Source organism: Microvirga sp. KLBC 81 (assembly GCF_003075415.1).
Taxonomy (GTDB): Bacteria; Pseudomonadota; Alphaproteobacteria; order Rhizobiales; family Beijerinckiaceae; genus Microvirga.
The window spans coordinates 39,114-54,289 of the sequence record NZ_QDAH01000040.1 but is presented as its reverse complement, the minus strand read 5'-3'; the positions used below and the strand labels follow the sequence as shown (position 1 = coordinate 54,289).

Here is a 15,176-nt window from a genome sequence, read left to right as displayed (position 1 = left end):
GAACCGGCCCAGCGGAGCGGCATCATGCCTCGAGCAAAGCTCGATCCGCTGCTCACATGACATCCGGGCTCAACCGGTAAAATGGAGTGGCGTCATGCCATGCCCTCTTAAAGAGCCTCCATAGTGCTTGCTCGATGCACCGCGCTTTCAACATCCCGCCCGTTGCATCCATAGATCTGTGTATGGACGAATCATCCCTAATCGTCAAGCACAGAAATGAAGTATTGGACGTACTTTTATTATTAAAAGTCTTTTAAGGATAGTAATCGGCGGCACAAAAGGCTCCCGCTCGCGCGGAAGCACAAATGCATGCGGGCTCGCCATGGGAGATGGCGAGCGATCTGATCAGGCCAGCGCATTCAGCGCGTTCCAGCCAAGGCCGTTCTGTGAGGGGCTCCGGTAGGAAGGGCCTTTGTATAGAGCCCGCGATATGCCGGATCGAGCGACAGCGCATCACTGATGCCAAGGATCGTCTCCGATGCTCCGAGCACCAGAGCTCCATCCGATGCCATCAACTGCGCAATCCTGCGAAGCACATTCGACTTCGTCGCGACGTCGAAATAGATCAGCACGTTGCGGCAATAGACAATGTCGAACTGCCCAAGTCGGTTGAAATCCTCGATGAGATTCAAATAGCGAAAATCCACCATGGAGCGGATTTCAGGTGCGACCTGCCATTGATCGCCCTTCTGCGTGAAATACTTGACGAGGAGCCTGATTGGCAAACCGCGTTGCACTTCGAACTGGTTATAGACACCCGCCCTTGCCTTCTCGAGCACTTCATTCGAGATATCGGTTGCAATGATCTCCACCTGCCAGCCCGACATGCGGGCAAATGCTTCCTTGAGAAGCATTGCAAGCGAGTAAGGTTCCTGCCCCGTTGATGCAGCCGCGCACCAGATGCGCAGGCGCCGGCTGACGGATCGCTCCCTGAGGAATCTCGGCAGCAGAACATCCTGGAAGAGATCGAAAGGCGCCTTATCCCGGAAGAAGAAAGTCTCGTTGGTCGTCATTGCCTCGATAGTTGCATTCTCAAGGGCAGGAGACCGGCTCGATTTGATTTCCCAAATGAGTCGAGACAAGCTCTCGACCCTGAAGCGGGTGCAAACGGGAGCAAGCCGGCTCTCAACGAGGTATCGCTTATCGGGGGAAAGGGCCAACCCTGACCGTGTCTTGAGAAAAGCGCGCAGAGCTTCAAATTCAATCTCGGTCATCGTGAGGCTCCGGCAATCAGGCCTCTCAATGAGCGGCCAATGGCATCAAGGGGAAGGATCTCGTGGGCAAGGCCGGCTTTCACGACGCTTCCAGGCATACCCCAGACAATGCTCGTCGGCTCATCTTGGGCAACAACGGTTGCACCAGCCTTGACCAGATGACGGGCTCCACTCGTTCCGTCGGAACCCATTCCTGTCAGCACCGTCGCGATTGCAGCCCCTCCAAAGACAGAAGCGGCCTCCCGAAACAGAACGTCCACGGCAGGACGGCAGAAATTTTCAGGAGGGCTGTCGCTGAGTCGTATCGTGGGCTTTCCTGACGTTGAGACCACGCCCATATGACGTCCGCCCGGGGCAACAAGCACTGTGCCCGCATTGATCCCGTCCCCGTCTTTCGCTTCACGGCAGGGAAACGAAAGCAAAGTCTGCAGGTGTTCGGCGAAAACCGCCGTGAACATCGCAGGCATATGCTGAACGATCAAAACCGGAATGGAGGCAAGAACAGGCCTGAGATCCTGCAGCACTCGCTCAACAGCCCTTGGGCCACCGGTCGAAGAGCCGATGAGAAGACATTGCGGCCGTACATTGCCTGACTTTGGCAGAGGAGACTGCATGGGTGCAGGGACATTCGGCACCGGGACAATACTCGGGCGGAATTGTCTCGGCTTCATGGCGCTTAGGGCTCTCAGTTTCTCGACGAGGTCGCGCCGGAACTCTGCCGCAGCATCCACAGCGCGCGCGCTTTCAGGCTTTGCAAGATAATCAACAGCACCCAGGGAGAGGCACTTCAGTGAAATCTGCGCGTTTCGCTGTGTCAGAGTGGAGATTACAATGACTTTGCTAGCAGGGTGAGCCTTCAAGATCATCGGCAATGCCGCTAAGCCGTCAATCTCAGGCATTTCGATATCGAGAAGAACAATCTCTGGCTTATGTCGCTCGGCAAGACCGACAGCCATCCGCCCGTTGGACGCGGTGCAGACGACATCGAAGCCGCCCGCTTCCGTCACCCACCGCGCGATCATCCCGCGAATGACCGCACTATCATCCACGATCATGACACGTGTTGGTTGAGCTTGCATAGGAGTAGGTTGTGCGAGGCGATCCGCTGGCATGGAATCACACAGAGAATGCTTCCGAAAGGAGGCCCAGCTCCTGGAATTTTGCAACTAAAATGTCTTTGTCGAACGGCTTCATGATATACTCGTCCGCACCGGCTTCCAGCGCTCGGGTAATGTGCCCCATGTCATTTTCTGTCGTGCAGAATACGACTTTCGGAGCCTGGCCACCTGGAGACTTTCTCAGCTCTTTGAGGAAGCTGTAGCCATCCATGATCGGCATGTTCCAATCAAGCAGAATGACATCGGGCATTCTGGCCTGACACATCGAGAGCCCAACCTCCCCGTTCTCAGCCTCCGCAACTTCGAATGCGAGGCTTTCGACGATCTCACGAGAGACTTTCCGGATCGTCCGCGAGTCGTCAACAATCAAGCAATAGCTCATGAAAGCAATATCCCTGGCAGCAAGGCCCCAAATCGCGCTCTAAAGCAGGCAGATCAGGATCGGATGTCGGATTTATCGATGAAGTTGAAATTCTCGACTAGAATTTCTTTGATGATATCGGCGCCGAGGCGCTTGTTGATTCTGTCTCTAACATTGCCGATCATCCCATTCACATTGTACCGAGACAACCTCCTGAAATCGATTGTCTCGTCCGAGTAGACATAGCGAAACACTTCGTCTTGAATGAAAGCTTCTGGCGGTACGGAGATCTCCCGCAAAGTCTTTGCATCGGCCGTGAACACAAGATTAGCGATCACATAACCTTGAACCGCGCCTTCTGCGATGATCGGGATGTTCATGGGCGGGAGCTTTTTGTACTGCAATCCTTCATAATGCGGCTGCTCCTCTGCTGGCGCCCTGCCGACCATCCAGGTTACAGCTGCGTAGCACGAAACGAGCGTGACAGCGCAAACCCAGAAGCCAGCCATGACATTCCTGATCATGCGCCATAGCCCCCGCGCACCATGTGAACCGAGTATGTGCTATCTGACTCTGCAGCCTGAATAGCGCCAGAGATAATGCTCGAAATTTCCTGCACCGCCCGCATGTGACGCTGCAGAATTTCCTGGTTTCGCTCCAGCTTAGCTTTCAACCTCTCGAATCGCTTCGCTGCAATTCCATCAAACGCGAGAGTCTCGGCAGCTCTCACCATCCGGCTGATCTCTAAAAGGCTCTGGCTTTTGCGGCGGTTGAACTCGTCTAGATTCTTCAAGTCACGAGACAGCAGGGCTGCCGTCTCGAGGTCCAGCGTCTCCTCAAGCCGGTCCAATGACTTCATCAACATGCGACCTTCCTTATTTTTTCACGCCCAGAATTTGCTCTGCAATCCCGATGCCGCCGGTCCTCGCCACCTGCGCGCCGATCCGCTCCGCCATCATGGACTTCCAGATGGAGCCGGCATTACCTTTTCCGTAGACATTTTCGGCATTCTTCGGAAGCATCGATTCAACGAAGCTCTGGAGAATGAAGGCCTCGAACTCTTGCGCGGTACGCTTCGATTTGACTGCTGCCGCAGATTCGGCATCGTTTCGAAGAGAATTTCGGATCTGATAAACGTCTGCCCCACCGCCAATGGGACGAGCGGAAACAGAGCGCACAGTGTCTTCGAAGCTTAGCCCAGAGACAGGGGCAGCGCCTTGCAGAAGGCTCTGTGCGGCCGCCTGATACCGCGCAGGATCTGCTGCTCTGGCAACCTCGCTGAGAATGTCTGACGGGGGGCTGATCGCCATTGCGATCCTCCTTTTTCACTTGAGCCAGACTTTAGCCCACGAGGCTTACGGGAGGCTTGCGCTGTCCTTTTGGGCCATGCTCTCAAGGATGGCGATCAGCCCTTTCTTCTCCTCACCTCGTCGATTATCCTCTTTGAGACGCGAGTAAACTTTCTCCGTGCGTTTCACCTGCAGGGCTTTTTCAACTGTGAGTGCCTTTTGCTCGATGATGGCGACCTGCGTTCGACTCTCTTCTAAAGACAACGTCCTTAGTCTCTTGGCCAACATGTCCACAAAGAGACCGTGCAGAACATCGGAATCGCCCATCGTTTGGAGCGTCTCTTCTTGGGCCGCTTTGAGTTCGCTCTCCTGGCGGTGGAGATTGGCGAGTTTCAGCTCTGCACTCTCATGAAGGTGCTGCTGAACCTTGATCAGCCTATCGATCTTCTTGAGTCTCTGTTTCATCGGCCTTCAGTCCCGCAGCCATGCCGTAAAGGCCTCGATGAAGAGCAGAACGTAATCCTGCGCTGCGAAGTACATGACGAACAGCCCTCCGAACATCACGAAGGGGGTTGCGATAAAGAAGACAGGTATCTGCGGCGTCAGCTTGTTCGTGAGTCCAGCCACGAGGTTTACAATGACGGAGTAAATCAGAAACGGACTGCTGATCCGCAGTGCCAGCACGAAGGCAACCCCAACCTGGTCGACCAGCTCCGTCAAGGAAGTTTGCACGGCAAAGCCCTGACCGACCGGCACGCGCGAATATGAGGCGATCAGCCCACGAAAGAGCTCCCAGTGGAGGTCGGACAGGAAGATGACGGCCGTTGCCACCATCATGATGAGGGAACTGATTGCGGGAAGTGGCTCCGCTTCGTCGATTGGGGTTCCGGGCATGCCACCATAGCCGATGGCCATAGATACGGCGCTCAGCATCGTTTGGAGGGCGAGGAAGTAAACTCTTCCAAGCAGTCCTATCAGCAATCCGACCAGCATCTCAGTGCCAATCCAAGTGAGTGTCACTGTTGGCGCCTGCCCAGCGATACCGGTACGGATCTTATCCATCAGGACGGGTGCAAGGGCGAGGCTCACGGTCAGAGCCAGGAAGAGCCGAACCTGAGGTGGTATCCTGTTGCTGGAGAACGCCGGCGCGATCAGCATACATCCGCCGATGCGGCAGAAGATAAGGAAGATCCCAAGGAGTGTGTCGGAGGCGACTTGGCTCACGCGACAGTACCAAGCGAATTGACTTCGATGCCTCGCGCGATCTCCAGATGAGACAGAACCGGCAAGGACGAGAACATGCGCTCAATAATCATGCGCACATATGGCCTCGCATCGGGCGCTGTCACGATGGCGAAGTTCTTGACCTGACCCATCCGAGTCTTGATGGCTTCCGAAGCCTCCGCCCCGAATTGCTCGACGAGGCGCGGGTCGATATCGAATTCGATGACGTCCCCCTTGGCATCGCGCTTCAGGCTCTGGTGGAACGCGATATCCCATTTATTGCCCAGACGCAGCACATTGAGGGCGCCTCCTTCGGCAAGATCACCACAAATCTGCTGCGCCATGCGCACCCGCACGTGCTCCACCAACTGCTCGGCCCGCCGGGCATGGGGAGCGATCTCGGCAATCGCCTCGAGGATCAGGCTTAAGTTACGAATCGAGACGCGCTCGGCCAGCAACAGCTTCAGCACCGCCTGCAATCCGGAGTAAGAAATCTGGGACGGGCAGATATCGTCGAGAAGACGCTTGTACTCAGGCTCGAGCCCGTCCAGAAGATTGCGAACATCTTTGTAGGAAAGGAGCTGGGGCAGATTGTTGCGAATAACCTCGCTGAGGTGGGTGAGCAGGACAGATGCCCCGTCCACGGCCGTGAAGCCCTGACGCTTGATCTCGCCGGCATAGGCATCCGAGACCCAGAGGGCCTTCATGCCGAATGCAGGCTCGCGCACTTCATCTCCCGGCACATCTGGAACCGGACCGTCGCCAAGGACGACAAGAAGGTCACCCGGTCTGATCTCATGCGTTGCGACCACCGTGCCATGGATCTTGATCTGGTAGCTCTTCGCCGGGATCATGAAGCTGTCGGAGAGTTTGACGTCCGGGAGGACGAAGCCGAAGTCCTGGGCGAATTTCTTCCTCATCTTCTTGACGCGATGGGCGAGGTCTCCATGGGAGCTCGCCAGATAAGAAGATAGGTGCTTGCCGAGGCAGAGTTCAACCTCCGCGATCTTGAGCGACTCCTTCACGGTATCACTCGCCTCCAGAAGGTTCTTCTGCTGCTCCTGCTCCTGGTTCAGCTTTTCTTTCGCCGCCTGCTCGGCTCGGACCTTTGGAATGCTGTAGGCCACGAACCCCATGAATCCGCCCAGCATCATGAAGGGGATCATCGGCAGACCGGGAACGATGGCGAAGATGAACATCATTCCGGAAGCGACCATCAGAGCACGCGGGTAGGCGCCAAGCTGATCCAGCACCGCCTGCTGGGCCTGCCCACGCGTGCCGCCCTTGGAAACGAGGAGGCCAGCAGCCAAAGAAACCACGAGCGCCGGAATCTGGCTGACGAGGCCGTCGCCAACTGACAGCTGGGTGAAAACGTCGGCGGCCTTTGAAAGCGGCATGCCATGGCGTGTCACGCCGATGATGATCCCACCGAAGATGTTGACTGCGATGGTGATCAAGCTCGCGACGGCCTCACCGCGAACGAACTTGGAAGCGCCGTCCATGGAACCGAAGAAGGCGCTCTCCTCTTCCAGTTCACGTCGCCGTCTCTGGGCTTCCTTCTCATCGATGAGCCCCGCAGAGAGGTCTGCATCGATAGCCATCTGCTTTCCAGGGATCGCATCGAGGGTAAAGCGGGCTCCGACCTCGGCGATACGTGTGGCACCCTTGGTGATCACCAAGAAGTTGACGGTAATCAGAATGATGAAGACCACGATACCGATGACGAAGTCGCCGCTCATGACGAAGCGAGAGAAGCCGCTGATCACATGGCCCGCAGCCTCAACGCCATGATGACCGTTAGACAGGATCAGTCGCGTCGAGGCGATACTAAGGGCAAGGCGAAGGAGAGTGGCTATCAGGAGCACGGTCGGGAAGGCAGAGAATTCGAGGGGCTTCTGAATCCACAGGGCCACCATCAGGATGAGGACCGACAGGGCGATCGAGAAAGCGAGCCCCATATCGATAGCCAGGGGCGGGATCGGCAGAAACAGGATCGCAAGGATCACGACGACGCCTGCGGCGAACATCACATCCCGGCCGCGGTCCTTTACCATCATGTCGCTAGACGCCATGTGTCTCTCCCTTCGGCGAGCCAACCATCCGTCTGACACATGCGCCATGAAGCTTGCGCGAAGGTCGCCTCGCGTCTTGCTAGGCTCTTGCTCCTTCGCAGCAGCTTCTCAGGGCCTTCGCTATTCTAGAACCCTGTAACAATTCGTCCATAAACCAACTCCGTGAAGGCATAGATCTGGGATCCGACCAGCGATCCTGTGAGAAGCGTGACGACCAGGATGGCAATAATCTTGGGAATAAAGGTCAGAGTGATTTCCTGAATCTGGGTCAGAGCCTGGATCAGGGCGATCACGATGCCAATCACCATCGCGGCCAAGACCGCTGGCCCGGAGCCGATGATGACAGTCCAAATCGCCGCACGGACCAGCTCGAGAGCATCAATTTCGTTCATCGTCAGCTGATCACGATGCCGGGGCCGAGCAGGACCCGGTCTCCATTCGACAGTTTGGCAACGGCGCCATCGCTGGTGATCATCACTGATTCCACTTTGCCCGAAATGGTACCGTCGGCCGAGGATATCGTCCGCCCGATCACGCTGTCGGCCTGAGATAGGGCGAAGGACGAAAGCAGGGCATCGAGCTTCTCGTTGCTCTTCACGGTCTGCTCGACCTGGGAGAACGTGGCCAATTGAGCCATGTACTCCGTCGATTTCATCGGATCCGTAGGATCCTGGTTCCTCATCTGCGTCATCAACAGCTTCAAAAAATTGTCGTAGCTGACGGTAGACGTCTTCTCGCCGGCAGATGTTTGCTGATTGTAAGCCGCAGATGCAACGGAACTGACATTCATTTCTCGACTCCGGGCTAAGCAGCCTTCTCGGGCATTACCACGCTTGTGGATGCAGGCTGGAACTCTAGTTTTTCGAAGAGCCCTCTGATCATTTTCAGCGCTTCGAAGGTCCGCTTCCGGGCGACAAGACCTCCGATATTCCTCAACTGAGCCTTTGTGGTTTCATCGGATGTGACCACGAGCAGGGCGTCATAGATCTTGTGGAAGGCTATCATCCCCTGCTCCTCTTCCTGAGGATTGATGAGGAGAGCTTGCACCACGAAATAGAGCTGCCGCATCGGGGTCGTAGCCTCTGCCAGCTGGAGCACGTGGCTTTCCAGAAGGAATCGGGCGTCGTTGAGGAGGCTCAAGGTGACCTTCTGGCTGACCGTCAGAACGGCGCCGTTGATAAAAATCCGTTCGCCGGCCTTGAGAGAGAAACGCATCTTCGCAGTCATTTCAGGCCATCCTTGATGAGGACGTTGATGTCGATAAGAGCATTGAGATTATTGTGCTCGCCACGAACGACGAGATCAGATTCCTTCATCACCCAAAGACCGATCGAGATCAGCTGGCCTTTCAGCTTGTCGGGCAATGCATTCTCGGGATGTCCAAGATCCTTGATCAGAAAGGTCCAAAGGCGCTGGAGAAAAACGATTGCGCCGAGCATCTCCGGAGATTGAGACGGAAATCCCTCTGCTGCGCGCAAGAGGGTGATGGCTCGTTCGAAGAGATCGTACTCGCGTTGCCGGCAGTCTTTCGACGAATCCTCGAGGATTTCAGAGTAGGAGAACTGATACATTTACACTTTTCCTGCCGTTAAATGAAATTGATCAAGCTCAGTTGATTGAGTTGCGCAGTCAGGGAGTAAGATGTCTGGATCTGAGTCGAGAGTTGATCGACTCGAACTTTCGCCTCAGCGGGATCAATGGCCTCGTAGTTCGTGATCCTCTCCTCAAAGAACGTTTTCTGAAGACCCATCCGCTCGTTAGCGTCATCGATCTTCCGCTGGGCCGTTCCGAGGTCGGCCTGGAGCTCGGTCACTCCGGAAACGCCCTCACCGAGCGTCCCGATAACCTTGTCGAGGAGATATGATCTTGTCTGATTGTTGAGACCTGCAATCCCAAGATCAAAGGTCATCGTGTAAGCCATTGCCAGCTGTCGGAAAGCGGTCTCATTTGCGTTGGCGGATGTCTCAACTCTCTCGGCAGGAGAAATCAGGCTTTGGATGTTTTGATCCGAGGCGTTGGACCATGTGCCGTGCCATTGAGTTTCGAAGAGATCAGCGAGTGGCCCCTCAATGAAAGCCTGCATTTGGGCGGGCGTGATATCCGCCACCTGCGCATCGGTTTGCGGGAAGGTAAAGTGGTCCAGGAACGCCTTGTTGATGGCTGCCTGAGGACCGGCATCATAGGCTTTGAGGGGCTGAACTTTAGAGTTCACACCACCAAACAGGAATTGGTTTCCGACATTCTCGTTCAGGTTCGAGACCAGCTTGTTCAAACTGGCCCTGGCCTGGCTTTGAATGAGAGGAACGTCCTGCGACCCCACATGCATTCCGACCAGGGCATTCTTGAAGTTGTCGGCCACGGTACGAACCTGGTCGAGTGCTGCCGAGGTCGATTTGAGCCGGAGCGTCGCCGAAGTATTGCTGTCGGTCAAAGCATCAAGAGCGGCTCTTTCCTGACGGAGAGAAAGTGTTTTCCCGGTCTTGCGTCCGAGTGCCAGACCAACATCCATATGGCGCCCGGTCACGACTTCCTTATTCGCCTTCACAAGTTCGGACTGGAGCTTGTCGAGCGTCGATCTGGGCGAATTCCAGAGAGTGGTGGAGGAGATGAACGTTGTCTTCATGTCTTAACCCACCGCATTGAGAAGCGTCTGGAGCATCTGATCAATGACGGAGATCAGCTTTGCGGACGCCGAGTAGGATTTCTCAAGCTGCAGCATGAGAGCCGTCTCATCGTCCATGTTGACGTCCGTAGCGTTCGAGAGCGCCTCGGACGCCTGTGCAAGTAAAGTCTCCTGGTAGGCCACCTGCTGGGATGCATCCTGGCGTTGAGCCTCGAGCCAGCCTGCCGAAGACGATGCGAATTCCTGCAAGGACATCGCATTACCAAGTCCTAGGCTCGGATCAAAAGCACGATCCGCCTGCATGGCATCGACCAATTGATAAAGGCGCGTGGAGAACGATGCGGTTCCGTCACCATAGGTGTAATCAGCACCGTTGATTCCACCGTCGCGGATTCGCTCGAATTTCCCGCCTGCTTTAGACGGATCAACGGCATCGCTTACCTTGATCAGCCCGGCGAGACCTTCCGGAGCCGGCTTTGGAATGCTCGGGCCACCGCTATAGGTGAAGACACCAGCCCGGTCCGGCTTTCCACCCCCGCTTTTGTCATACTCGGCAAAAGCCTCGATCAAACCACGAGCCAGCTCGTCGAGCTGTTTCTGATACGTGACAGCCGCATCATCCCGCAGCCTGACGAGCCCGACAAGATTGCCGGAATTCAAGGGCATCGGAGATGAGCTTCCAGTCACCGGAATCTCATCGATGAGGATCGCTCCCCCGGGTTTCCCAGCGGTCAGAGCGGCTGATTCGTATCTTACGCTGCGCGGCAATCTGTCGAAGAGCGCCACCCCGCTATCGGTATAGAGAGCAATGTCATTGTCGGCCCTCGGGACGACGGTAACTCCAATCTCTTCGGAAAGCTGCGCAATGAGACTGTCTCTCGTATCGAGAGCATCCGTCACGTCTCGCCCAAGAGCGGCTCCGCTTACGACCTCATCGTTGGCGATCTTGAACTTCGCCAGGATGTCATTGATCCGGGAAACCGAGTCCGCAATCTGGACCTGCGTTTCCTGACGTATCGCGTTGATGCTTGACGTCGCCTGATTCAGGCTTGCCGCGAGATCCGAAGCAGCCTTCACGAAACCGCGGGCAAGTACGGCATCGTCAGGCGCGTTCGCATACTGCTTCAAGGCATTGTTCAAGGTACCAATGCGGGCGGCAGGAGACTCATCCAGTTCCGGATCGCCGATTGTCTGGCTCAGCCTCTGGAGTCCCTCAAGCAGCGACTTCTGAGTGGCTGCATCCGAGGTCGTCTCCAGCATCTTGTTCAGAAGCGCTCTGTCGCTGGCTCTGAGCACCGTCACGCGAGCGGCGCCGCCCGTCGTGACGAGCGCGCCGATCTTGCGCGAATATGCGGGGTCCGACGCTCCAGCCGTATTGCGGGAGACAATCGCCATCTGCGACTGAGATGCCTGCAACGAGGAACGGGCCGTGTTATAGGCGACCGAAAGTGACATGTTCGAGCTCTCGAGAATGACCTAAACCGTTATCGCTTCAGATTCATGAGAACATCGAGCAGTTCGGAACCGGTTTGGAACACTTTCGAGTTGGCCGTGTAACTGGTTTGGGCTTCGATCATGGCCGTCAGCTCGGTGCCGATATCAACATTCGATCCTTCAAGCGCTCCCGAGGCAACCGATCCAAAGCTACCGGTTTCCGGGAAACCGACCTGGTAGCCGCCCGAACTCGCGGTCATCTCGTAAACATTGCCCGCACGAGGAGAGAGGTTGTCCGGGCTGGGCACGGTTGCCAGCGGAATTTTGTAGGCGGCGACACGCGATCCGTCCTCATAGACGGCATAAACCGTGCCGTCGGAAGCGAATTCGGCGCTCTTCACAGCGGACGGCCCATTGCCGTTAGCCGAGCCCGTGACTGAGTACTCACCCGCGAGTTGCGTCATACCGGTCATGTCAAGCGTGAAGGTTTGCCCCTTGGGAATGCCGAAACTCAGCGATGCAGGACTGATGAGTTGCCCAAGATCACTGAATGTCATCGTAGTTGGTCCATCCAGCAGAGTGGAGCCGTTATAGACCGCGATTTCCCAGGTCTTCTCTCCGGTCCTCTCCAACTGGATATCGACCTTCACCGGATTTCCGACGTTGTCAAACACCTGGAGAGACGAGGTTTTCTTGGCCGGTGTCATATCCGTAAAGGAGCCGGTGACGTTCGTGGCGCCGGTCAGGTCATCGGACGTCAGCACGAGATTGCCGGTGGCCGGATCCTTGGACGCTTGAACACCGCTGAGCGTACCGGCGGTGACGGCTGCGTTGATCGATGTGACCAGATCATCCACATTCGCTTCGGTCGTCACATTGAAGGTCTGGGCAGGTCCGCCGCCGACAGAGAACTGGATCATATCCCTGGGGGTCAGATTCGAGATCTTGATATCAACATATCCAGGCACCGGGGGGGCCAATGTTCCGGGATGTGCAGTACCAGCCACCTCCGTCGTGCCGTATGGGAGATTCCCCTTGAATGTGCCTGCAGTCGAACCGGCAGCCTGCATGCCGAAGTCGGCCATGTTGACCGGGACGACGTCGTCGAGACTGTTCAAGGATGGGTCGACCCCGATCTTATAGCCCATGAGCGTGAAGCCGGCTGCGTTGACGAGGTTACCGGTTCGACCATCGGGCACGAAGTTGCCGGCGCGGGTCAGGTAATTGGCTCCACCCGGGTCCGACACAACGAAAAAGCCGTTGCCGGAGATCGCCAGGTCCGTCGTCGAGGTCGTGTAAGCGATCGGCCCCTGATCGCCGATCGTATAGCGTACCCTACTTGTGACCGATCCCGAATTATAGTTTCCCTCGCTGGACGGAAGGATGAGAGACGAGAACTCAGTCGAGGCACGCTTGTAGCCAGTCGTGCTCGAGTTCTGAATATTCTCGGCAACCGTTCCCAGCTTGTTCGACTGAGCGTTCATGCCGGACACGCCGCTGCGAAGGACACCATAAAGACTCATGTACAACTCCTGCGAATTCGAGAGGAAGCTAACACCAGGATGCTTGTGTGAAGCTGGAGGAGAGATGAAGCGCGCGTGGATGCCATAAGGGCATCACTGCTTGAGCGCCTGTGCGAGGTCCAAGAAGGCATCTCGGCTTAAGGGAGAGGATGGATCCTGCCGCAGGGCTTCATAAATTTTTGGAACGAGAACAACAGCTTGATCAAGATCCTGATCCGTACCTGGCTGGTATCCACCCATCATGCGCAGATCGCGCGTATCCTCATAGCGAGCGATCAACCCACGTAACCGCCGGACCAGCTCCTTCTGGTCCGGAGACCAGACATGGTCCGCCAGTCGCGATATGGAGCCTAGGACATTGATTGCAGGGTAGCGGCCCTGATCGGCGATCGACCGGTCAAGGACGATATGGCCGTCGAGGGTGCCTCTGATATTGTCGGCAACCGGATCGTTGTGGTCATCGCCATCGATCAGAACGGAGAAGATGCCCGTGATGGACCCCTTCCCTTCCTCTCCGGGGCCAGCCCGCTCCAGCAAGCGGGGCAGATCGCTGAAGACGCTTGGAGTATAGCCGCGGGCGACAGCCGGCTCCCCTGCTGCAAGCGCCACGTCCCGGGCGGCATGAGCATAGCGGGTCACGGAGTCGACGATCAGGAGAACCGATTCGCCGCAATCCCGGAAATACTCGGCGATCGACACAGCGGTTCTCGGCGCCTGACGCCGCATCATCGGGCTCTCATCGCCTGTCGAGACCACCATCACGGCTCTGTGCAAGCTGGCTTGGATCGGCCCTTCCAGGAACTCTCGCACTTCTCGTCCGCGCTCGCCCACGAGAGCAACTACGATCGTGTCGAAGCCCTCGCACTTTGCAAGCATCGTCAATAGGGTTGATTTTCCCACACCCGATCCGGCAAAGATGCCGATACGTTGTCCCTGGCAGATAGGCGTGAAAAGATCGATCGCCTTCACGCCCGTATGCAACGGCTTATGAACCCTCGCCCTCGTCATCGCAGAGGGAGGCTCGGCGTCGTGATGCACCGGTCTCGGTCCCGGCGCCAAGGGACCCTGCCCGTCGAGCGGCTCACCAAGGGCATTGATGACACGCCCTTTCCAACTCGGATCAGGGCTCAAGCCAGCATTACTGACCAGAAACGCAGGCGTGCCAATCCTGGCATCGATACGTCCATTGAAGGGCTTGATCGTAAGCCCATTGGTGTCGATGCGAACGACCTCGCCGATCTGCGTTTTTCCATTGGCGTCGAAACCGACCTGGTCACCCAGCTTGACGAATTGGGAGAGCCCGATGACCCGGTAATAACTAGGGGTCACCTCACGAATGGTGCCAACGATCCGCACCAGGCGGCGTCCAGCACTTTCAAGAAGGAGGTTCTCAAGCTCGCAAAGGGCATTCATGCCGTCGATCAACTGCTGGGACCAAGTGTCCGAATGGCGTCCATCAATGTGGATTCACTCTCCTGGATCGTGGTTGCGGCGCTTTCGAAATTCCGCTGCAGGGCGATCATCTTCGTCATCTCCAGAACAGGATTGACGTTCGACCCTTCACTGTAGCCCTGCTGTACACCTCTCGATGTGAAATCCTGAACGACTTCACCAGGGATGCTGGACAGGACCCCCGAGCTTCCCTGCCGGGTCAGGCGGCTGTCGCTGCTCAGGTTGAAAAGGCCCAGGGCTCCGACCTGATTGCCCCCTTGGGTGATCGTTCCATCACGGCTGATGGTTGGAGGGCCCGCCAGAGGATCAAGCACGATGGGCGCCCCACCGGAGTCGAGAACCGCATGGCCGTCGACAGTCACAAGGTCGCCGTTCTCATTCATGGAGAAGCGTCCGTCACGTGTGTAAACCGGGCCACTGGCCCCCTGGTAGGCAAACCATGCCTCGCCCTGGATCGCCACATCAAGGGGATTGTCTGTCTTGGTCACAGGACCGGCCCGGCGCGAGATGAAGCTCTGGCCTGGAGACGCGAACGACACATTGTCCTTGGCGGCGAGAGAGAGAATTTCTTCGAACTTGATTTCGTCAGCGCGAAAACCGCCGGTTGCCATGTTCGCGACGTTATTGGCAATGGTCGCCAGACGCTTCTCCATGGCGACTTGGGCCGACAGTGACACATAGAGGGCGGATTGCACCTGGAAACTCCATCCAGTCAGATGGCCGCCCGTGGCTCTGATCGATCTTCCGCTACGCGTTGGCTGGGCCGCCTGGTCAATTTCCAGTCGTCTGTACCAGCACAGCCTTGCATGAGGCTTGCCACCCCCATCCCAGCTTCGCGCAAGCCTCCATGATTAGGAAGTTACCAA

General features: G+C 56.7%; 18 protein-coding genes. All 18 read right to left on the bottom strand.

Annotated features, from left to right (window positions below; all coding sequences use genetic code 11):
• Positions 1-359: 359 nt before the first annotated feature.
• A complete protein-coding gene (locus DC522_RS21150) occupies positions 360-1,214 on the bottom strand; it encodes a protein-glutamate O-methyltransferase CheR (RefSeq protein WP_116530606.1) in 855 nt (284 codons plus the stop codon).
• Positions 1,211-2,326, bottom strand: coding sequence for a chemotaxis response regulator protein-glutamate methylesterase (locus DC522_RS21145; RefSeq protein ID WP_371680134.1), 1,116 nt, complete (start codon positions 2,324-2,326; stop codon positions 1,211-1,213). The genes DC522_RS21150 and DC522_RS21145 overlap by 4 nt, the downstream gene beginning before the upstream one ends.
• Positions 2,327-2,330: 4 nt before the next feature.
• Positions 2,331-2,714: a PleD family two-component system response regulator gene (locus DC522_RS21140; protein WP_116530604.1), complete on the bottom strand. Its 384-nt coding sequence runs from the start codon at positions 2,712-2,714 to the stop codon at positions 2,331-2,333.
• A 53-nt stretch (positions 2,715-2,767) separates the two neighbouring features.
• On the bottom strand, positions 2,768-3,217 hold the full coding sequence (locus tag DC522_RS21135; protein WP_245444390.1) for a hypothetical protein: 450 nt from the start codon (positions 3,215-3,217) through the stop codon (positions 2,768-2,770).
• Positions 3,214-3,558 carry a flagellar protein FlgN gene (locus tag DC522_RS21130; protein WP_116530603.1) on the bottom strand — a complete coding sequence of 115 codons (345 nt, stop codon included), beginning with the start codon at positions 3,556-3,558 and terminating at the stop codon, positions 3,214-3,216. The genes DC522_RS21135 and DC522_RS21130 overlap by 4 nt, the downstream gene beginning before the upstream one ends.
• Positions 3,559-3,568: 10 nt before the next feature.
• On the bottom strand, positions 3,569-4,003 hold the full coding sequence (locus tag DC522_RS21125) for a rod-binding protein (protein WP_116530602.1): 435 nt from the start codon (positions 4,001-4,003) through the stop codon (positions 3,569-3,571).
• A gap of 45 nt (positions 4,004-4,048) precedes the next feature.
• Positions 4,049-4,447 carry a hypothetical protein gene (locus DC522_RS21120; RefSeq protein ID WP_116530601.1) on the bottom strand — a complete coding sequence of 133 codons (399 nt, stop codon included), beginning with the start codon at positions 4,445-4,447 and terminating at the stop codon, positions 4,049-4,051.
• Positions 4,448-4,453: 6 nt separating this feature from the next.
• Positions 4,454-5,206, bottom strand: a complete 753-nt coding sequence (gene fliR, locus DC522_RS21115; protein ID WP_116530600.1) for a flagellar biosynthesis protein FliR — start codon at positions 5,204-5,206, stop codon at positions 4,454-4,456.
• A complete protein-coding gene (gene flhA, locus DC522_RS21110) occupies positions 5,203-7,278 on the bottom strand; it encodes a flagellar biosynthesis protein FlhA (protein ID WP_116530599.1) in 2,076 nt (691 codons plus the stop codon). Before flhA ends, fliR begins: the two co-directional genes overlap by 4 nt.
• 125 nt (positions 7,279-7,403) lie before the next feature.
• Complete coding sequence (locus DC522_RS21105) at positions 7,404-7,670, bottom strand: flagellar biosynthetic protein FliQ (protein ID WP_116530598.1); 267 nt, start codon at positions 7,668-7,670, stop codon at positions 7,404-7,406.
• A gap of 2 nt (positions 7,671-7,672) precedes the next feature.
• Positions 7,673-8,068, bottom strand: coding sequence for a flagellar hook assembly protein FlgD (flgD, locus tag DC522_RS21100; RefSeq protein WP_116530597.1), 396 nt, complete (start codon positions 8,066-8,068; stop codon positions 7,673-7,675).
• Between the two features lie 14 nt (positions 8,069-8,082).
• Positions 8,083-8,505 (bottom strand): flagellar biosynthesis repressor FlbT, encoded by a 423-nt coding sequence (flbT, locus tag DC522_RS21095; protein WP_116530596.1) that lies wholly within the window; start codon positions 8,503-8,505, stop codon positions 8,083-8,085.
• Positions 8,502-8,849, bottom strand: coding sequence for a flagellar biosynthesis regulator FlaF (gene flaF / locus DC522_RS21090; RefSeq protein ID WP_116530595.1), 348 nt, complete (start codon positions 8,847-8,849; stop codon positions 8,502-8,504). Before flaF ends, flbT begins: the two co-directional genes overlap by 4 nt.
• A 17-nt stretch (positions 8,850-8,866) precedes the next feature.
• Positions 8,867-9,901 carry a flagellar hook-associated family protein gene (locus DC522_RS21085; RefSeq protein ID WP_116530594.1) on the bottom strand — a complete coding sequence of 345 codons (1,035 nt, stop codon included), beginning with the start codon at positions 9,899-9,901 and terminating at the stop codon, positions 8,867-8,869.
• A gap of 3 nt (positions 9,902-9,904) precedes the next feature.
• Positions 9,905-11,356: a flagellar hook-associated protein FlgK gene (flgK, locus tag DC522_RS21080; protein ID WP_116530593.1), complete on the bottom strand. Its 1,452-nt coding sequence runs from the start codon at positions 11,354-11,356 to the stop codon at positions 9,905-9,907.
• A 29-nt stretch (positions 11,357-11,385) separates the two neighbouring features.
• Positions 11,386-12,858, bottom strand: coding sequence for a flagellar hook-basal body complex protein (locus DC522_RS21075; protein ID WP_116530592.1), 1,473 nt, complete (start codon positions 12,856-12,858; stop codon positions 11,386-11,388).
• Between the two features lie 93 nt (positions 12,859-12,951).
• Entirely contained in the window at positions 12,952-14,271 is a 1,320-nt protein-coding gene (gene fliI, locus DC522_RS21070) for a flagellar protein export ATPase FliI (RefSeq protein WP_116530608.1), read from the bottom strand.
• Positions 14,272-14,279: 8 nt separating this feature from the next.
• Positions 14,280-15,005 (bottom strand): flagellar basal-body rod protein FlgF, encoded by a 726-nt coding sequence (flgF, locus tag DC522_RS21065; RefSeq protein WP_116530591.1) that lies wholly within the window; start codon positions 15,003-15,005, stop codon positions 14,280-14,282.
• Between the last annotated feature and the right edge of the window lie 171 nt (positions 15,006-15,176).